General features: G+C 45.6%; 22 protein-coding genes and 1 pseudogene. 14 read left to right on the top strand and 9 right to left on the bottom strand.

Features of this window, described 5'->3' with window-relative positions; genetic code table 11:
- Positions 1-47: 47 nt before the first annotated feature.
- Both MOB98_RS18130 and namA read right to left on the bottom strand, forming a co-directional pair.
- Positions 48-809 (bottom strand): alpha/beta fold hydrolase, encoded by a 762-nt coding sequence (locus MOB98_RS18130; protein WP_268360310.1) that lies wholly within the window; start codon positions 807-809, stop codon positions 48-50.
- 110 nt (positions 810-919) lie between these two features.
- Positions 920-1,936, bottom strand: a complete 1,017-nt coding sequence (gene namA, locus MOB98_RS18125) for an NADPH dehydrogenase NamA (protein WP_268360309.1) — start codon at positions 1,934-1,936, stop codon at positions 920-922.
- A gap of 172 nt (positions 1,937-2,108) precedes the next feature.
- On the opposite strand from namA, the gene MOB98_RS18120 reads away from it, so the two are divergent.
- Complete coding sequence (locus MOB98_RS18120; protein WP_268360311.1) at positions 2,109-3,743, top strand: M20/M25/M40 family metallo-hydrolase; 1,635 nt, start codon at positions 2,109-2,111, stop codon at positions 3,741-3,743.
- A 49-nt stretch (positions 3,744-3,792) separates the two neighbouring features.
- Here MOB98_RS18120 and proC read toward each other — a convergent pair whose 3' ends face one another.
- Positions 3,793-4,629, bottom strand: coding sequence for a pyrroline-5-carboxylate reductase (gene proC, locus MOB98_RS18115; RefSeq protein WP_268360308.1), 837 nt, complete (start codon positions 4,627-4,629; stop codon positions 3,793-3,795).
- Between the two features lie 403 nt (positions 4,630-5,032).
- On the opposite strand from proC, the gene MOB98_RS18110 reads away from it, so the two are divergent.
- The 5 genes from MOB98_RS18110 to MOB98_RS18090 all read left to right on the top strand — a co-directional run bounded on the left by MOB98_RS18110 (position 5,033) and on the right by MOB98_RS18090 (position 9,624).
- Complete coding sequence (locus tag MOB98_RS18110; RefSeq protein ID WP_268360307.1) at positions 5,033-5,992, top strand: MBL fold metallo-hydrolase; 960 nt, start codon at positions 5,033-5,035, stop codon at positions 5,990-5,992.
- A 5-nt stretch (positions 5,993-5,997) separates the two neighbouring features.
- Entirely contained in the window at positions 5,998-6,777 is a 780-nt protein-coding gene (locus MOB98_RS18105) for an SDR family NAD(P)-dependent oxidoreductase (protein WP_268360306.1), read from the top strand.
- A gap of 78 nt (positions 6,778-6,855) precedes the next feature.
- Positions 6,856-8,202: a D-serine ammonia-lyase gene (dsdA, locus tag MOB98_RS18100; RefSeq protein ID WP_268360305.1), complete on the top strand. Its 1,347-nt coding sequence runs from the start codon at positions 6,856-6,858 to the stop codon at positions 8,200-8,202.
- A 71-nt stretch (positions 8,203-8,273) separates the two neighbouring features.
- Entirely contained in the window at positions 8,274-9,233 is a 960-nt protein-coding gene (gene coaA, locus MOB98_RS18095; RefSeq protein WP_268360304.1) for a type I pantothenate kinase, read from the top strand.
- A 4-nt stretch (positions 9,234-9,237) separates the two neighbouring features.
- Entirely contained in the window at positions 9,238-9,624 is a 387-nt protein-coding gene (locus MOB98_RS18090) for a VOC family protein (protein WP_268360303.1), read from the top strand.
- Here the strand turns inward: MOB98_RS18090 and MOB98_RS18085 are convergent.
- From MOB98_RS18085 to MOB98_RS18075, 3 genes are all read right to left on the bottom strand, one after another.
- A complete protein-coding gene (locus tag MOB98_RS18085; protein ID WP_268367097.1) occupies positions 9,621-9,779 on the bottom strand; it encodes a hypothetical protein in 159 nt (52 codons plus the stop codon). The two genes, MOB98_RS18090 and MOB98_RS18085, sit on opposite strands and share 4 nt — an antisense overlap.
- Before the next feature lie 51 nt (positions 9,780-9,830).
- Complete coding sequence (locus MOB98_RS18080) at positions 9,831-11,063, bottom strand: MDR family MFS transporter (RefSeq protein ID WP_268367096.1); 1,233 nt, start codon at positions 11,061-11,063, stop codon at positions 9,831-9,833.
- A gap of 562 nt (positions 11,064-11,625) precedes the next feature.
- Complete coding sequence (locus MOB98_RS18075) at positions 11,626-11,832, bottom strand: YqzH family protein (RefSeq protein WP_268362644.1); 207 nt, start codon at positions 11,830-11,832, stop codon at positions 11,626-11,628.
- Positions 11,833-11,999: 167 nt separating this feature from the next.
- On the opposite strand from MOB98_RS18075, the gene MOB98_RS18070 reads away from it, so the two are divergent.
- From MOB98_RS18070 to MOB98_RS18040, 7 genes and pseudogenes are all read left to right on the top strand, one after another.
- Entirely contained in the window at positions 12,000-13,238 is a 1,239-nt protein-coding gene (locus MOB98_RS18070) for a DNA polymerase IV (RefSeq protein WP_268367095.1), read from the top strand.
- On the top strand, positions 13,235-13,573 hold the full coding sequence (locus MOB98_RS18065) for a YolD-like family protein (RefSeq protein ID WP_268367094.1): 339 nt from the start codon (positions 13,235-13,237) through the stop codon (positions 13,571-13,573). The genes MOB98_RS18070 and MOB98_RS18065 overlap by 4 nt, the downstream gene beginning before the upstream one ends.
- A 188-nt stretch (positions 13,574-13,761) precedes the next feature.
- The gene (locus tag MOB98_RS18060) at positions 13,762-14,232 is read left to right on the top strand and encodes a GNAT family N-acetyltransferase (protein WP_268367093.1); all 471 of its coding nucleotides are present in this window, start codon (positions 13,762-13,764) and stop codon (positions 14,230-14,232) included.
- 12 nt (positions 14,233-14,244) lie between these two features.
- Positions 14,245-14,587: pseudogene (locus MOB98_RS18055) on the top strand (antibiotic biosynthesis monooxygenase family protein).
- Positions 14,580-15,611 (top strand): GNAT family N-acetyltransferase, encoded by a 1,032-nt coding sequence (locus MOB98_RS18050; RefSeq protein ID WP_268367092.1) that lies wholly within the window; start codon positions 14,580-14,582, stop codon positions 15,609-15,611. The pseudogene MOB98_RS18055 and the gene MOB98_RS18050 overlap by 8 nt, the downstream one beginning before the upstream one ends.
- Complete coding sequence (locus MOB98_RS18045; protein WP_019714867.1) at positions 15,608-15,931, top strand: iron-sulfur cluster biosynthesis family protein; 324 nt, start codon at positions 15,608-15,610, stop codon at positions 15,929-15,931. Before MOB98_RS18050 ends, MOB98_RS18045 begins: the two co-directional genes overlap by 4 nt.
- A gap of 13 nt (positions 15,932-15,944) precedes the next feature.
- The gene (locus tag MOB98_RS18040) at positions 15,945-16,184 is read left to right on the top strand and encodes a YqkC family protein (RefSeq protein WP_019714866.1); all 240 of its coding nucleotides are present in this window, start codon (positions 15,945-15,947) and stop codon (positions 16,182-16,184) included.
- Between the two features lie 40 nt (positions 16,185-16,224).
- On the opposite strand, the gene MOB98_RS18035 is transcribed toward MOB98_RS18040, so the two are convergent.
- Positions 16,225-17,142 (bottom strand): alpha/beta hydrolase, encoded by a 918-nt coding sequence (locus MOB98_RS18035; protein WP_268367091.1) that lies wholly within the window; start codon positions 17,140-17,142, stop codon positions 16,225-16,227.
- A 161-nt stretch (positions 17,143-17,303) separates the two neighbouring features.
- Here MOB98_RS18035 and MOB98_RS18030 point away from each other — a divergent pair, with 161 nt between their 5' ends.
- The gene (locus MOB98_RS18030) at positions 17,304-17,528 is read left to right on the top strand and encodes a YqkE family protein (protein ID WP_268367090.1); all 225 of its coding nucleotides are present in this window, start codon (positions 17,304-17,306) and stop codon (positions 17,526-17,528) included.
- 31 nt (positions 17,529-17,559) lie between these two features.
- Here the strand turns inward: MOB98_RS18030 and MOB98_RS18025 are convergent, their stop codons facing one another.
- Positions 17,560-18,480 (bottom strand): aldo/keto reductase, encoded by a 921-nt coding sequence (locus tag MOB98_RS18025; protein WP_268367089.1) that lies wholly within the window; start codon positions 18,478-18,480, stop codon positions 17,560-17,562.
- Between the two features lie 62 nt (positions 18,481-18,542).
- Positions 18,543-18,665: a Z-ring formation inhibitor MciZ gene (gene mciZ / locus MOB98_RS18020; protein WP_268367088.1), complete on the bottom strand. Its 123-nt coding sequence runs from the start codon at positions 18,663-18,665 to the stop codon at positions 18,543-18,545.
- Positions 18,666-18,719 lie beyond the last annotated feature (54 nt).

Below are 18,719 nucleotides of genomic sequence, written 5' to 3'. Positions count from 1 at the left end.
TACTTGACAGGGATAAGACCAGTCTTACGGCCCGGTCTTTTTTATGTTTAATTGACCGCCTGGTAAAGAGGTGCAGCCTGCTGGCACGCTGCGCACCATACGTCATAAATAGCCAAATGAACGATATGAGGCTCATCATGATGGATGTTATGCGAGCTGTTTTTAGCTTGAATCCAGCTGCTTTGGTTCGATAGAGACAAAATGCTGCTGTGCATGTTTTGCCACTCCTGTTCAGCAGCAAATTTCTCAGTCCGTTCACCTGAAGACAGTACAATAAGAGGCATGTTCCCTAAATGGACTTGCCGCAGTTTGAGTTCCTGCAGGCTTCTAGAAAACTCTGCATGTGTGCCCTCAAGCATTAGCTTTCTTGTATATGCTGTGTGCATTTCTTCAGGAATAAAGGAGAAGCTTGCGCAATCTCCTAAAGCTGGATCAAGGAGGACCATGCCGATAATATCGCACCTGTTTTTGCAGGCCCATAAACCGGTGATGACAGCTCCGTATGAATGTGAAACAGCCAGATAAGGAGGTTTTACATCTGCTGCTTTAAGCAAATCCTCCAATTCTTTCACCTGTTGTTCCGCTGTTCGTTTCGCTCTGCTTTGTCCGCTTTTCCCTATTCCTGCTCGATCATATGTGAAAATGCCAAATTCACTATCAATGTCCGCCATTAATGGTTTCCATGTCTCAGAAGAAGTACCGTAGCCGGCCTCAAAGACAATTGTTACACCGCTTGATCCTCTCCGGTGTTGTGTATGGAATGAACATCCGTCAATCGTATATGTCTTTTCCATCCAAGCTGAGTTCATTGGAGTCATCTCCTCTAATTGGTTCTATTAGGGAGACGGAGAACCTGAGCAGATCGTTTCTCTAAAAAATAAAAAAAGAGATATCCTGTTCAGGATATCTCTTGTGGGCATTACCAGCCTCTTTCGTATTGAACAGGGGCTGGTATCTCTGTATTGAGCTGTTTCGCAGCGGTTCTTGCAAAGAAAGGATCCCGCAAAAGCTCTCTGCCGATAAAGATAAGGTCAGCACGTCCGTTTTGCAGAATTTCTTCAGCCATTGAACCGTCTGTAATCATGCCGACAGCACCAGTTGCCATGTCAGCCTGCTCGCGGATTTTTTCAGCGAAACTGACCTGATAGCCAGGGAATACGTTAATGTCTGCATGAACAAGAGCGCCTGAGCTGCAGTCAATTAAGTCAACACCCTGCTCCTTCATCCATTTTGCAAACCCGATGTGGTCAGCGATGTCTAAGCCTTTGTCTGTATAGTCAGAAGCAGATATACGGACAAATAAAGGGCCGTCCCATACTTGTTTGACTTCATCGATGATTTCTCTTAAGAAACGATAGCGGTTTTCTGGTGAGCCGCCGTATTCATCTGTGCGGTGGTTGGATAGCGGAGATAGAAATTCGTGAATTAAGTATCCGTGTGCCGCATGAATTTCAATCACATCAAAGCCGGCTTCTTTTGCGCGGGCTGCCGCTTGTTTGAACTCCTGGATCGTTTCTTTCACTTTCTCTGCTGACATTTCTACAGGTGTTGCTGATTGTTCGTCAAACGCAATCGCAGATGGGGCGAAAATATCTCCTTCAAGCTCTGCTTTACGTCCGGCATGGGCAAGCTGAATGCCGATTTTTGACCCCTGTTCTTTGACCTGCTCAGTCAGTTTGGCAAAGCCTTCGATATGCTCGTCGCTCCAAATCCCTAAGTCTTGGTCTGTAATTCGTCCTTGAGGATTAACCGCTGATGCCTCCACAATAATCAGCCCGACCTGGCCGATTGCGCGAGATATGTAATGTGCCATGTGGAACGGTGTTAATTTTCCATCCTTTTCATAAGAAGAATACATGCACATTGGTGACATGACGATGCGGTTTTTTAACGTCATATCCTTAATTGTAATCGGTGTGAATAATTTTCTGGCCATTTCTTTCGCCTCCCGTAAGGTTTTTAGAGATTGATTATATCAAGTCATTTCTTTCCCGTCATATAAACTGCTCAAGAGATCCGTTTTTGTCAAACATTTCTGTATAATAGACGGGGAGTCATTTTATTTTTCAGGCTAAAAGCGTTTTTATACATAGGAGGGGCAAAAATTGATGAATTGGCAGACGAAGGACGAATTGCTGACCCTTTTAACTTCTCTTGTGCAATACGAAAGCATCACCGGTTCGAAGGGAGAAGCAGCGCTTGCAGAATATCTTTATTTTATTTTGAAGGACAAGCCTTATTTTCAAAAACATCCTGATGATGTAACACTTCATCCGATGGACGACGGCAGATCCTTTCTAACAGCTCTCGTCAAAAAGAAGAATGTCAAAAAGACAGTGCTTTTACTGAGTCATTTTGATGTCGTGGACATAGAGGATTACGGAGAATTCAAACATATGGCTTGTAAGCCTGCCGAGCTTTTGAGCTCCTTTTTAAAGAAAAAAGAGCTGCTTCCGGAGCGTGTGCGAAAAGATGCTGAAAGCGGCGACTGGCTGTTCGGAAGAGGGACGATGGATATGAAAGCGGGGCTTGCTGTTCAGCTGTCGATGCTGGAGCGGGCAATGAACGGCCAATTTGAGGGCAATCTGCTGTTGATTACAGTTCCTGACGAGGAAGTGAATTCAAGAGGCATGATTGAAGCGGTTCCTATACTGAAGGAAATGGAGAAAAAGCATGATATTACATTAACCGCTTGCCTGAATGCCGAACCGATGTTTGAAAAATTCCCCGGCGATCAGCAGCAATACTTTTATTCAGGAAGCATTGGCAAGGTGCTTGCAGGTTTTTTCTGCAAGGGGATTGAAACACATGTCGGAGAGCCGTTTTCAGGCCTAAACGCTAATTTAATGGTATCTGAGATAAACCGTTTGCTTGAACTGAATGCGGATTATTGCGAAAAGGTTGATGGTGAAGTTACTCCGCCGCCGGTAAACTTAATGCAAAAGGACTTGAAAGAGGCGTATTCTGTTCAGACACCGCATACAGCTGTTACGTTATTTAATGTACTGTTAATGAAACGATCGGCCGATGAACTGCATCAGATGCTGCTTAAAACCGCACAACAGGCGGCAGAGGAAATAACCGCGAACATTCGGAAGAAAACACAGGGTTTTCAGCAATTCGCGCCGTTTACCCCGATTGAACGCACCGTCTCTGTTTTGACATTTGATGAGCTGGTCGTGCGTGCGAAAAAGCGTGTTGGAAACTCGGAAACCGAGCGGGTTCTTAATTATGCCTTTGCCAACAGGGGTGATCTTGGGGACAGGGATTTTTCAACGAAAATTGTGTCTGAGCTTGCTTCGCTCTGTAAGGAGGATGCGCCGCTCATCGTTCTTTTTTATAGTCCGCCGCTTTATCCGGCTGTTTCTTCAAAGGACGATCAATTGATCAGAAATACAGCTGATCAGCTCATGCATTATGCGGCTGATACATATGGCATTGCGTTACGGGAGGTTCAGTATTTCCCCGGACTTTCAGATTTAAGCTATCTTCAGCTTGAAAAGCAGGAGGTTGACGCGTACACAAGCAATATGCCGCTTTTCAACAGAGAATATTCCCTGCCAAGCGGCAAAGATCAGGCTTTATATGTCCCAGTTCTAAATGTCGGTCCGGCCGGAAAAGACCCGCACAAATGGACGGAGAGACTGTATATACCTTATTCTTTTGAAGTGCTTCCCGACTTGCTTTCATTTACGATCTCCGCGCTATTAAAACAATCAGAAACGGCCAGCCAGCTGTTTTAGAAAAAAACAAAAGACAGAAGGCACAGTACCTTCTGTCTTTGGCTTATATCTATGAATGCCTCTCTAAAGCGGCACCGGCAAACTGCTCTTTAATCTCTGCACTGCGTTTAGCGGTTTCTTCAATACAGTGAATAATCGCTTCTTCAAAGCGGGAGTCCTGTAAAGCGCGAAGACCTGCCTCAGTTGTGCCTCCCGGGCTCGTAATTTCTTTCCGAAGCTGTGCGGGCTGTTTGCCGCTTTGAAGAAGCATATCTGTTGCCCCTGCCATTGTCTGCAAAATGAGTGCTTTTGCCGTTTCCTCATCCAACCCTATTTTCTGCGCCGCTTTTTCCATTGCCTCAATATAACGGTACACGTAGGCCGGGCCGCTGCCGGCTATCGCCGTGACAGCGTCAAGGTGCCGTTCCTCAACCAGTGTGGCATCACCGATTGTCTCCAATAAAGCTTTTGCGGCGGAGATGTCATCCTGGCTTGCTTCAGCGCTTACAGAAAATCCGGTTGCTGATTTTCTGATGGCTGCCGATGTATTAGGCATGACACGAATGACCGCGAGCTTTCTCTCAAAATAGTGCTGAATGGTTTCGATAGTAAGGCCTGCAAGCACTGAAATCACAAGCTGGTCCTTGATATACGAACGGATGCTGTCAATGCTTTCCGCTGCGTCCTTCGGTTTAAAAGCGAGGATAATGATATCAGTGTGAGTAAAAAACTCATTTTTATCCCTGCAAGGGCGAACGCCATACGTCTCCTTTAATTCAATCAGACGCTCGTCATTTGAGCGGTTTGTGATATAGATATGTTCTGGTTTTGTGATGCCGCTCTGCAAAATACCGTTGATCATTGCTTCTGCCATGGATCCGGCGCCGACAAATCCTATCTTTTTCATTGATATCCTCCTTCTATCAGAACAACAAAAAACCTTTTCATCACGTAAAGGACGAAAAGGTTCGCGGTACCACCCTCATTAGCACAAATTGTGCTCAGCTCAAATCCCGTAACGCGGGAAACGTTTAGGTTTTCCTAACCGCGACTTGAGGGCAGGTTCTACAAACAAGCGGGCCGCAATACCTTTCAGCCGGGGGTATCGCTCTCTTTGGCCATTGCCTTGTATACTATTCCTCGTCATAGCGTTCCAATGGTTCTCGTTTTAGTTTGTTGTTCATTATGCAATGGCGGACAAGCTAATGTCAATAGCTTTTTCAAAAAGGGCCGTTCTCATTCAGCAATAATGACACAAGACCGAGAAAAAGCTAAAATATGAATAATGAATGAAGACAAGGAGCAAAAGGATGACAACTGCAGATGTAATTGCGATCCGCGTCCCGACACCGTTTGCTGTCGGCGATGTCCTCGTTTACCTCGTAAAAGGTGATGCGCTGACACTTATCGATGCCGGGCCGAATACAAAAGAGGCTGCTAAAGCCCTTCAAGAGCAGCTTGCCGCTGTAAATGTGAAAATGTCAGATATTGAACAGGTAGTACTGACTCACCATCACGCTGATCATGCCGGCTTGATTGATGTCTTTCCTGCTGAAATCGAAGTGATTGGGCATCCGTTCAACGAACCTTATATCAGCCAAAATCAAGCTTTTATGGATTGGCAAAAACGTTTTTTTCAAAAGCTGCTGCCTGAATTAGGCGTTCCATTTGATACGGGAATGGCAGAAAAGCTGATTCGGTCGGCGTACGCATTTTCCTGTACAAGATCTTTGACGAAAACAGTCAGAGAAGGTATGAGCATCGATGGGCTTGAGGGCTGGTCTGTATTAGAGATGCCTGGACATGCTGAATCGCATATCGTTCTTTTTCATGAAAAAAGCGGGAGAATGCTAGGCGGCGATCTTCTGCTGGCCAACAGCTCGTCCAATCCGATTCTAGAAGCGCCGAAAGCGGGAGACGTAAGATCAACGCCTTTAGTCGATTATCAGCGGTCATTGCGAAGGCTGTCTGAACTTGATCCAATAATCGTGTTTCCCGGTCACGGCGAGACGATCACCAGCGTTCAGGCGCTGATTGAGAAGCGTTTTGACAAGCAGAGGAACAGGACGGAGGAGGTGCGGCGCATGCTGGATGAAACACCGATGACCGCTTTTCAGATCTGTCAGCAGCTTTTTCCTGCTGTGTATGAGAAGGAATTATTTTTAACGATGTCAGAAACGACAGGGCATCTTGATGTGTTGGCGGCTGAAGAATCCATTACGTCATATTGGGAAGGAAATACCGCATACTTTAGAACAATCAAGAGGTGAAATGGATGAAAGATATAGTGGGAAAGCGGATATGGATAACCGGCGCTTCGGGAGGGCTCGGTGAAAGAATCGCATATTTATGCGCTGCTGAAGGAGCTCATGTCCTGCTTTCGGCAAGACGTGAGGAGCGTTTAATAGAAATCAAAAGGAAAATCATCGAGGAATGGAGCGGACAGTGTGAGATATTTCCTCTGGATGTTGGCCGGCTAGAGGACGTAGCCCGTGTCCGCGATCAGATCGGCTCGGTTGATGTACTGATCAACAATGCGGGCTTCGGGATATTTGAAACGGTTTTAGACTCGTCTCTAGATGACATGAAAGCGATGTTTGACGTGAATGTCTTTGGCCTGATCGCCTGTACTAAAGCGGTGCTGCCGCATATGCTTGAGCAAAAAAAAGGCCATATTATTAATATCGCCTCTCAAGCGGGAAAAATTGCAACACCGAAGTCGAGCCTTTATTCTGCGACAAAACATGCTGTGCTCGGTTATTCTAACGCTTTGCGGATGGAGCTGGCGGGAAGCGGCATTTATGTAACAACAGTCAACCCGGGGCCGATTCAGACGGACTTTTTTTCGATTGCTGATAAAGGCGGGGACTACGTCAAAAATGTAAGCCGTTGGATGCTTGATCCTGATGACGTAGCAGCTCAAATTACAGCTGCTATTTTCAAGAACAAACGGGAGATCAATCTTCCGCGTTTAATGAATGCAGGGACTAAGCTGTATCAGCTGTTTCCAGCTCTCGTTGAAAAGCTGGCGGGACGCGCGCTCACGAAAAAATAACGATGGAACTGTCTGTGGCGAGATGTCTTATTGGCATGCTTACAAGCCGTTTTTATAGAGGAAGGGAGAAATCATTGGATGGCAATTAATTCTGACGCCTTTCATGTTCTGCTGAAAGATCCGTTTATTCAGAAGCTGATTCATGCAGAGCCTGTATTCTGGGCAAATCCGGGCAAGGAAGACGGCACGTTATTCGACGCAGAGGAGTGGGAAAGAGAGATAGCAGAGGCGGAAAAAAGGCTGCGCCGGTTTGCTCCTTACATTGCCGAGGTGTTTCCTGAGACGAAAGATGCTGAAGGAATGATTGAGTCTCCACTTTTTGAAATGCAGCATATGAAAGAAAAGCTGGAAGCGGCATATCAGCAGCCATTTCCGGGAAGATGGCTTTTAAAGGGCGACCATGAGCTTCCGATTTCAGGGTCAATTAAAGCGCGGGGCGGGATTTATGAAGTATTGAAGCATGCAGAAAAGCTTGCGCTTCAAGAAGGAATGCTTCAGGAAACCGATGATTACCGCATCTTACATGAAGAGCGGTTTGCCGCGTTTTTCTCCCGTTATTCGATTGCTGTCGGCTCAACAGGAAATCTTGGATTAAGCATCGGCATCATCGGTGCCACACTCGGGTTTCGTGTGACAGTGCATATGTCCGCCGATGCGAAGCAGTGGAAAAAGGATCTCCTTCGCCAAAAAGGTGTCACTGTCATGGAGTATGAATCAGATTACAGTGAAGCGGTGAAAGAGGGGAGACGGCAGGCGGAACAAGATCCATTCTGTTATTTCATTGATGATGAACATTCCCGTCAGCTATTTGTAGGATATGCTGTTGCCGCAAGCCGATTAAAAAACCAGCTTGACTGTTTGAATATACAACCAAGTCTTGAGACGCCGCTGTTTGTGTATCTGCCGTGCGGTGTCGGCGGAGGGCCGGGTGGTGTGGCATTCGGGCTGAAGCTTTTATATGGAGAATATGTTCATGTGTTTTTCGCGGAGCCGACTCATTCGCCGTGTATGCTGCTAGGGCTTTATTCAGGTCTGCACGAGAAGATTTCTGTCCAGGATATCGGCCTGGATAATCGGACGGCTGCGGACGGGCTTGCTGTAGGGCGGCCGTCAGGATTTGTCGGCAAGCTGATGGAACCGCTTCTGAGCGGCTGTTATACAGTAGAGGACAATACGCTTTATACTTTGCTTCATATGCTGGCTGTATCTGAAAATAAATATTTAGAGCCCTCTGCTCTTGCTGGCATGTTCGGGCCAGTTCAGCTTTTTTCGACAGAAGAGGGAAGGCGCTTTAGCCAGAAATATAATATGAAACATGCCGTACATGTCGTCTGGGGAACGGGAGGAAGCATGGTTCCAAAAGAAGAAATGGCCGCGTATAACCGAATTGGTGCGGGTTTGCTGGAAAACGAAATGAAAAAATAAGCAGACAGTGAAAAGGTTTTCCGTTACAATCTTTGTAAGGGTTTTAACCTACAGAGAGTCAGGTGTAAACAGTGAACAATAAAGAGCTTAACTTACATACTTTATATACAAAGCACAATCGGGAGTCTTGGTCCGGTTTTGGGGGACATTTGTCGATTGCTGTATCTGAAGAAGAGGCAAAAGCTGTGGAAGGGCTGAATGATTATCTATCTGTTGAAGAAGTGGAAACCATCTATATACCGCTTGTTCGCCTGCTTCATTTGCATGTGAAGTCTGCTGCTGAACGCAATAAGCATGTCAATGTTTTTTTGAAGCACCCTCATTCAGCCAAAATTCCGTTTATTATCGGCATCGCCGGCAGTGTGGCAGTCGGAAAAAGCACGACGGCGCGGATATTGCAGAAGTTGCTTTCGCGTTTGCCGGATCGCCCTAAAGTGAGCCTTATCACGACAGATGGTTTTTTATTTCCTACAGCCGAGCTGAAAAAGAAAAACATGATGTCAAGAAAAGGGTTTCCCGAAAGCTATGACGTAAAGGCGCTTCTCGAATTTTTGAATGACTTAAAATCAGGAAAAGACAGAGTAAAGGCCCCGGTGTATTCCCATCTAACCTATGACCGCGAGGAAGGTGTGTTCGAGGTGGTTGAACAGGCGGATATTGTGATTATTGAAGGCATAAATGTCCTTCAGTCCCCCACTTTGGAGGATGACCGGGAAAATCCGCGTATTTTTGTGTCCGATTTCTTTGATTTTTCGATTTATGTGGATGCGGATGAAAGCCGGATTTTCACCTGGTATTTAGAGCGTTTTCGCCTGCTTCGGGAAACTGCTTTTCAAAATCCTGATTCATACTTTCATAAATTTAAAGACTTGTCCGATCAGGAGGCTGACGAGATGGCAGCCTCGATTTGGGAGAGTGTCAACCGGCCGAATTTATATGAAAATATCTTGCCGACTAAATTCAGGTCAGATCTCATTTTGCGCAAGGGAGACGGGCATAAGGTTGAAGAAGTGTTGGTAAGGCGGGTGTAATATCGTGCATCATATTGAACTGTATGTCTCTGATTTGGAAGCGTCTGGGCGATTTTGGGGATGGTTCTTAACAGAACTTGGCTATAAAGAGTATCAAAAATGGAGCTCAGGCCTCAGCTGGAAGAAAGATCGTTTTTACCTTGTGATTGTGCAGGCAAAAGAGCAATTTCTAGAGCCTGAATATCATAGATGCCGTGTCGGGCTGAATCATCTTGCATTTCATGCTGAATCCAAGCTTCAAGTCGATCTGATGACCGAAAAACTGACGGCAAAAGGCTATCGTGTGTTGTACCGAGACCGTCATCCTTTTGCAGGAGGAGACGGGCATTATGCAGTTTATTGTGAGGATCCTGACCGGATTAAGGTAGAACTCGTTGCTCCAAGCCGTTAATCGTGATCTTCGGACAGGCTGTTAAGCTTTTTCTCCATGCGATCCAGCTGTGCTTTTCGGTTCTTCACATCTTTGAAGCCTAAAACAGCTGCAAAGATGACAGCCGCAAACATGATAAACACAATAAGCTGAAACATCACATCGCCTATATTCATGTTCTTCACCTCATTTTTGCGGGAGAGAATTTGTCTCTCCCGTTTATTTGTTTAAAGCGGTTTTTCCAGTCCAGATCGGTGTTTTATCATGTCTGTTTTCATCTGCCGATAGGCGAACGCTAAAAATGGCAGGCCGAGCAGGGTGATGCCGCTCAGGACAGAAAAAATAAAAATCGGCTGGCCAGCGCCAAATAGGTCTAGACATAAGCCCCCAATCCAGGGGCCGATGACGTTTCCAAGCTGTGAAAAACCGATTGCCCCGAAATAAGTGCCTTTTAATCCCGGTTTTGCAATTTGGTCTACAAACAAATCCATCATAGAGAATAAAAGCACTTCGCCGATTGTAAATGTAACGACAATCATCACAAGTGACGAAACACCGTGTGATATGATGAAAATGGCCATGCTGATACTAACCATCACATTACCAAGCATCAGGGAGCAAAGCGGCGAAAAACGTTTTGCATAATGGACGATGGGAAATTGCGTCGCCAACACAACGATTGCGTTTAGTGTCAGCATCAACCCATACAGCTTCGTACCATTGCTGATCAAGGGGTTCTGCGCCATGTACTGCGGGAATGTGGAACTGAATTGTGAGTAGCCGAAGGTGCATAGCGTAATGCCGACCAAAGCAATGGTAAAAAGATGATCCTTTCGCGTCACCATAAACGCTTCCCGCATGTTCATATTTCGGGATGGGCCTGCTGCTGATGAGGATGGATGTTTTTTAAATTGGAAGGCAAGCACAAGTCCGTATAATCCGTAAATGACTGCCGGCACTAAAAAGGGTGCGGTTGATTGCGACGAGCCGAAATACAGGCCAAGCACCGGTCCGAAGACAACGCCGATATTAATAGCTGCATAGCGCAAATTAAAAACAAGCAGTCTCGTTTTTTCTTCTGTCATATCAGACAGCAGGGCCTTTGAAGCGGGCTCAAACAGTGATTTGCAAAGACCGTTTAATGCGTTTACCACAAAAAATACCCAGAGATGGGATGCCGCCGCAAAGCCTGCAAATACCAGCATCCAGCCGAAAATGGACACAAGCATCATGTTTTTTCTGCCGAATTTGTCCGAGATATATCCGCCGTAAAAGCTTGCAAGGATGCCGACCGATGAGCTTGCAGCAATGACAAGCCCTGCATAGGAAGCTGATGTGCCTTGGACGGCTGTTAAATAAATTGCTAAAAAAGGAATGCTCATTGATGTTGCCATTCTGCCGAAAATGGTTCCGATGATAATTGTCCAGCTGATCGGGTGAATATCTTTCCATTTCTTCATAAATCGTATTCTCTCCTGTATGTAAGATCTTTTTCTATCATATATGAAAAAATTTCCTTTTCCAATGGAGAATTCAAAATATTTATTGTTGACCTAAAGCATGTCTGTACTGGATTGGTGTGTGAGATGGCACCGTGTGACAGAATAAACCTCGTTGAAATTGAAGCATTCGGGATGAAAATGACGATATGTCTGATGATGAAAGCACCGTATGAAATGAAAGCATGTTTTAAGCGATCCGGCAGCCCATGGAAGTTTGGAACATGAAAGGCTGTTCACCATATCGGCGGAGTTTTGGACATGTCGAGGAAGCCGGGCACGAGGCCAAGATTTATCGTGCCCTTATACTGAGGAGGGGCTTCTACTGATGAAAAAGACAGAAGAAGAAGCCGCGTCGCTTCTGGATCGGCTTAACAGGAGGTGTTAGAGCCTTTCTGTCGTATGACATTGAGATGTTATTCGCTATTACTTCGGTGCTATCCGAAGGGAAGCCGCCTAAGCGGCTGAAAGACCAGTCTGATTCGGGCTTTGGCTTTGCACCTCTGTCTTTTATGGCCGGCGTTTAAGAGAACAATCCTTGGTTTGTAACATAGTCATAAATGATATCTTCTATATGCGCATGCAGATCCTCATCGGGTTCTTCATTCCGTCTTTCTTCTAAGGCTGCTCTCAGGCTTTGTTTTTCATGCGGGCTTAATGGATCTATGGCAACATTTCGGCCGTATTGGCGCAGTGCCTGTCCCATCATTTTTTCGACAAATTTCTCCATCATGATTCTCCTATCTTTCTGATTCGCTTTTATTCTACTAAATGTTTTTCTTTTCTCACACCCTTGGATCATATTTTCTGTCAGACAAGAATCATTTACCAGTATAAAACGAACATATTTTCGCATATAATAGAAAAAGCGAACATAAGTTCTTTTTAGAGGTGTGTATGATGAAAGAAAAAGTGATTTTTCTCGTTGACATGCAATCGTTTTATGCATCTGTAGAGAAAGCGGAAAATCCACATTTGAAAAATAAGCCCGTCATTGTTTCGGGTGACCCTGAAAAAAGGGGCGGAGTAGTATTGGCTGCCTGCCCGCTGGCGAAACAAACGGGTGTGGTGAATGCTTCACGGCTGTGGGAGGCCCAGGAAAAATGCCCGGAAGCTGTTGTGCTCCGGCCCCGCATGCAGCGATATATTGATGTGTCACTGCAAATTACGGCCATTTTAGAGGAATATACAGACCTTGTGGAGCCGTATTCCATCGACGAACAGTTCATGGACATTACAGGCAGCCAGAAACTGTTTGGGACGCCGGAGGAGATCGCGAAAAGCATTCAGGGCAGAATCATGCGGGAGATTGGCGTGTATGCGCGGGTCGGAATCGGCCCTAATAAAGCGCTAGCCAAAATCGCGTGTGACAATTTTGCCAAAAAGAATAAGAACGGTATTTTTACCTTAACGAAAGAAAATATGAAAAACGAAATGTGGCCGCTCCCAGTGGGCAGCATGTTTGGTGTTGGGAGCCGCATGAAGCATCATTTAAATCGAATGGGCATCAGCACGATCGGCGGACTTGCAGCTTTTCCGCTCGATCTTTTAAAAAAGAAATGGGGCATTAACGGCCACGTGCTGTGGATGACAGCGAACGGGATCGACTATTCCCCTGTGTCAACTTCATCTCTGGACGGGCAAAAGGCGATAGGCCATGGAATGACCCTCCCGAGAGACTACGAACACTTTGATAAAGAAATCAAAGTCGTGCTGCTCGAGCTGAGTGAAGAAGTGTGCAGGCGAAGCCGAAACGCCGGGGTAATGGGGCAGACGGTGTCAGTGAGCTGCCGGGGGGCTGATTTTGATTGGCCGACGGGCTTCAACCGGCAAGTAAAGCTGGCGGAGCCGACGAATTCTACACAGGATGTATATGAAGCTGTGTGCCGGCTGTTTCTTGCGTTTTGGGACGGGAAGCCCGTCCGCCGCCTCGGGGTCAATTTGTCTCAGCTCTCATCTGATGACATATGGCAGCTCAATTTGTTTCAGGATTATGCCAAGAAAATGAGTCTCGGCTATGTGATGGACGGCATTAAAAACAGGTTCGGCGACACAGCCATCATCAGGGCGGCGTCACTGACAGCGGCAGGCCAGGCATTTGAACGAGCGGCTAAAATAGGAGGGCATTATAAATGAACGACCATTTAAAAAGAGGCAATCTGCTGTGGGAAGGGAGCAGGATGTTTCTGCCAGAGCATAAACAAAGCCTGCTTGAGAGAAAACGCCATAAACAGAAGCTTCAAAAGCCGATCCTTGATCCTGATAAGCTGGAGGAGATGAATCAAATGCTTTGCACCGCGATGGAGTTTGCTCAGGATATCACTGTCAGCTGTTTTCAGGACGGTGACATTGTCTGCTATACCGGGAAAATCTGCCGGTATGAAGAGTTTGAAAAAACAGTATGGTTAAAAGGAGACGAAGATCAGCTTTATAAGCTGAAACTTGATCAAGTGCTTGATATTGTGCTGTAAATCTCTCCCTCCTGCACGGGGGGGAGAAAGATGTGTAAAAATATCAAACATTGTTCCCCCGGCAGTCTGGAAACGTATGATACAGGAAAGAAGGCATTTACAATTCCAGTCAGGCAAAATATAATTTTTATATTGTGAGAAAAAAGAGCTGACATTCGTTTTGCCAGACGGAGGGAGATCAAATCGTAATGGATATTCGAACAATCACGTCTTCAGATTATGAAATGGTAACGTCTGTAATGAATGAATGGTGGGGCGGCAAACAGCTGAAAGAAAAATTGCCGAGATTATTTTTTGAGCATTTTCAGGACACAAGCTTTATCACATCTGAACATAGCAGCATGACCGGATTTTTAATCGGGTTTCAATCGCAATCTGATCCTGCAACGGCATACATCCATTTTTCCGGTGTGCATCCGGATTTCAGAAAAATGCAAATTGGAAAACAATTATATGATGTATTTATTGAAACAGTAAAACAAAGAGGCTGCACCCGGGTAAAGTGCGTCACTTCACCGGTGAATAAGGTATCAATCGCATATCACACAAAATTGGGTTTTGACATTGAAAAGGGCACCAAAACGGTAAATGGAATCTCAGTGTTTGCAAATTACGACGGCCCGGGCCAAGACAGGGTACTGTTTGTCAAAAACATATGAGGGGGAAATAGGATGGATTTTTTATCAAGAACACCTGAGCCTCCTTACTATGCGGTCATTTTTTCTTCTGTCAAAAGCGAAAATGACGCAGGATATGGAGACACAGCGGAGCGGATGGTATTGCTTGCGGCGGATCAGCCCGGATTTTTAGGCGTCGAAAGCGTTCGTGAAGCAGACGGAAGGGGCATAACGGTTTCCTACTGGGACAGTATGGACGCAATTAACCACTGGAAGCATCATACTGAACATCAAGCGGCAAAAGAAAAAGGAAAAAGCGTTTGGTACGCGTCGTATGCAGTCCGCGTGGCAAAAGTCGAAAGGCAGCGGCTGTTTTCAGGAGAACACGCATGATTGAATTTCTTCAGCATAAGGAAGACGTCACAGCGCGTGAGATTATTGCCGTACAGCAGCCCGCCTATATCAAGGAAGCGGAGCTTATCGGTTTTGACGGTATCCCTGCCTTGCAAGAGACGGCGAAGGATATTCAGGCGTCTCGTGAACAGTTTGCGGGATATCGGAAAGACGGCAGGCTGATCGGTGTCATTTCATATGAGAAAAACATGCATCATCTCACCATTTGCAGGCTTGTTGTCCATCCTGACGGTTTTAGAAAAGGGATTGGACGAGCACTTCTGCAATTTGTCATCGATCAAAACGAAGACGCTGAGAAAATGAAAGTAGTCACAGCCGAGAAGAATACACCGGCTGTTTCGCTCTATACACAAGCGGGGTTTCAGCACACAGAAACCGTCAAAGCCGGGGAAGGCCTTTTGCTGTCTGTCCTTTATTTGTATCCGAAAAGAAAAGTTGAAGTTGTGCTTTATAATGAGAAATGGGCGGAACTTTTTAAAGAGGAAAAAAACCGGCTGAAGCTTGTGTTCGGGCCTGAGATCATCGCTGTTCACCATATCGGAAGCACATCGATACCGAACATGGCGGCAAAGCCAATCATTGATATGTTAGTTGAAGTCAGAAGCATTGAAGCTGTGAGCCAATATGACACCAAAATGAAGTCAATCGGCTATACACCGAAAGGAGAAAACGGCATAGCGGGCAGGCGTTATTTCCAAAAGGGCGGAAATAAGCGCACTCATCATGTCCATATGTACGAAAAGGGGAACCGTGCAATTGAAAGGCACTTGTTATTTAGAGATTATCTCAGAGCCCATCCAGCAATAGCGAAAGAATACGCCGTTCTCAAAAAACGGCTGGCGGCCCAGTATCCGGACAGCATCAATCACTACATACAAGGGAAAGATGATTGGATCAAGACTGCAGAAGAGAAAGCGAAGCGCTGGAAAGAAGGCAGAAACAATGCGAATGGAAGCGTTGTATGCTACAATGGCGAAAATGATGAAAACGGGGGTCTCACCTTATGAATATACATGTGACAGATGCAGCAAAACAGGCACTGCAAGAGGCGTTTGACGCCAACCCGGGAAAAAAAGCCCAGCTTCGTTACGATTCAGAAGGATGCGGCTGTGCGGTAAGCGGTGTACCGACAATCTGGCTTACAGAAGAATTAACGGGACAGTGCGAGCAGCTGGAAACGAACGGCATCCCGCTGTATATCCAATCGTCGCAAAAAGTGTTTTTTGACGATCAAATGACGATCGATTACAATGAAAAAGCCAAAACGCTGGCGCTAAAAAGCCCGGCTGAAATGCTCAGCCCCAGAATGAGCATATTAGTAAAGTAGGGAGACACGAAACGTGGAACAAAAGCTGAAGTCAATGAAGAACACAGCACAGAATAAAACGTGGGTATCCTTCCTGAACCAAAACCATCCCTATACCTTGCTTCACTGGTCAATCGGAGGAGCAGAATCCGTCAAGAAAGATGTGTGGCTATTGCAGGATGAAATGACCTTCGAAACGCAGGAGTTTACAACGATAGATCTTGCGATTGACTGGATCAGAGAAAATATGGATGGCATTACCGACGTTTTATGATGTGGAAAAGCGAAAGAGCTGAAGGGGCCTTTCGCTTTTTTTATAGTGTTGGATCATTCAATTTGTTTAAAAACACCTGCACCGTTTTTCGGTATGTGTCCCGGTTTTTTGTATACGACATGGCGTGTTCACCATTCTTGGCAATATACAGCGCCTTCGGTCCGGGTTTCTTTTCATAAAGCCGCTCGGTTGAAGAAACGGGAATATAATCATCATCCTTGCTGTGAATAAAAAGGACCGGTTTTTCGATTTTATCAATGACAGCAAGCGGAGATACTTCGCGGACGCGATAGCCGCCCCTCAGCTTTAAAAAGAAGTCGGCGATGGGAAGCAGCGGCCAAGACGGGAGCCTGTATTCTGCTTTCAGCCGATAAGCAAGCTGTTCATCAAAACGGGCGAACGGACAATCGGCAATATAAAAATCAGCGCCATCATCACAGTGTGCACCAGCGTAAAGCAGGGCAGTCACAGCCCCCATAGATTCACCATGAATTCCGGTCAAACCGCGATGCCCTGTTTTGTTTTTGATCCAGCTGACAACCTCGCTGAGATCATCCTTTTCATAAAACCCATAGCTAGTCGTTTTTCCGCCGCTTTGTCCGTGCCGGCGATGGTCATAAACAATCACGTTCCAGCCGAGATCGAGAAATAAATGCATATATTTAAGAGAATTCAGCATATTCATCGTCACGCCGTGACAAATGATGATGGTGTTTGGTGTGTCATGCGGTGCAACGTGGTATCCTTTTATATCATATCCGTAAGCGGAAGGGATTACAAAAGCGGTTTTCTCCATTCGTTCAAATGATTCAAACACATCATGTCCGTCGTCTGTCTCTCTTTTTATAATCTCTTCATTTGTTTTTTTCTTGATGAATAGAATGATATTCGAAAAAAATATCCCTATTGCGATGATAGCGGCTAAGAGAGCGCCGATGGCCAAAAGGATTCTCTTCAAAAGTCACAGCACCTTTCAACTAATTTTAGGAAATATATCTAAAATCATTATACCTAAACACTGCTGCACAGGCCCAAAAAGTTTTCAGAAGAGAGTCCGCTTGTTCAGTCTGCATGCTCCGTGATAAACTGGCTTCAAACCAAACTACGGGGGAGTCATACATGAAAAAACAAAAATCCGCTGACAAGCACCAATTGAAAGATGACCTTCAATCCGACATCAAAGCAAAACTTATGGGATTGAAGAGCCAATTGAAGGAAGAGGATGCAAAGAGGCAGGAAAGAGAGAAAGCAGAACAGATCAGAAAGAAAAAAGAGATCGAAAAAAACAAAAGCTTTGAAGAGCTTCTTAATGAGAGCCAGATGGATTGGCATCAATATAAATAAACCAGCACCCGTACAGGGGCTGGTTTTTCTATTATGAGCGGTGAGCTTCATAAACATCTTGTTTCGTATGAGATTGGAGCGATTTGATTTCCGCTTCCGTTAAACGCCGTGCGTTTGCAGCCTGAACGTTTTCCCGTAACTGCTCAATCTTACTGGCGCCTGTAATCACTGAGGCGACAGCAGGCTGTGCTAATAGATATTGCAGTGACTTTTCTGTCATGGAAAGATCGGGAGCAACATTCTCCATGGCTTTGCGGGCATGTGTCAATTCCTCAAAGGTATAGGACAGATATCCCTTTTGTTTGATGCTGTCCGCCGCTTGATCAAGCGGTTTTTCAGTTAAGAGCCCTTTGGCAACCGGACCTCTGGCGACTACGCTGATGTGGTGTTCGTCTAAAAGCGGAAGCCATTCTTCGGGGCGTCTGTCAAACAGGCTGAATTGCATCATAATACTGACGATGGTTGATTTTTTCACATATTCTTTAATCACATTCGGACGGATGGAAGAAATGCCGTAATAACGGATGACACCTTCTTGTTTTAATTCCTCAAACGCTTCGATCGTTTCATCAATGTTGTCCTCTATCGTGCCGCCGTGAAGCTGATAAAGGTCGATATAATCCGTTTTCAGCCGCGCAAGACTCTTTTTAACGGCTTCTTTTATGTAAGCTTTTGAAGGGTCCCAATACCAGCCCTCGCTTCCGTCATCCCAGCGGTTTCCCGCTTTCGTTGCCAAAATAATATCCTGGCGCCTGTTTTGGATCGCATCACCGACGATTTCCTCGTTGCGTCCGCGGTCGTATAAATCCGCTGTGTCCAAATAGTTAATGCCAAGCTCGATGGCTTCATCCAGGATGGACAAGGCTTTGTTTTTTTCAGTTCCAAGAGACATACAGCCGAGTCCGACTTCGCTTATTTCTAAATCAGATGTACCCAGTTTGCGCTTTTTCATGTGCACACTCCTTTTTTAGGCTTTGTATTGACCGTAATATAAAGGAGCTAAAGTTTCAACTTTTACGGCTTAGAGACCCAATCCTTCACATATTCAAATGTTCGTCCGTATTCCTTTAACTTCGCCCGAATCTCCCATGCTTTTCCGACTAAGACGATACCTTTTGGCATGCGGTGCACTTTCACGAAGAAGCCCCCTTTTTCTCTAGTATGATAAAATGTATGGGGCATCATATAGAG

Origin of the sequence: Bacillus sp. N13C7 (assembly GCF_026790065.1) — a bacterium.
Taxonomy (GTDB): domain Bacteria; phylum Bacillota; class Bacilli; order Bacillales; family Bacillaceae; genus Bacillus.
This window is presented reverse-complemented; position numbering and strand designations above follow the sequence as displayed.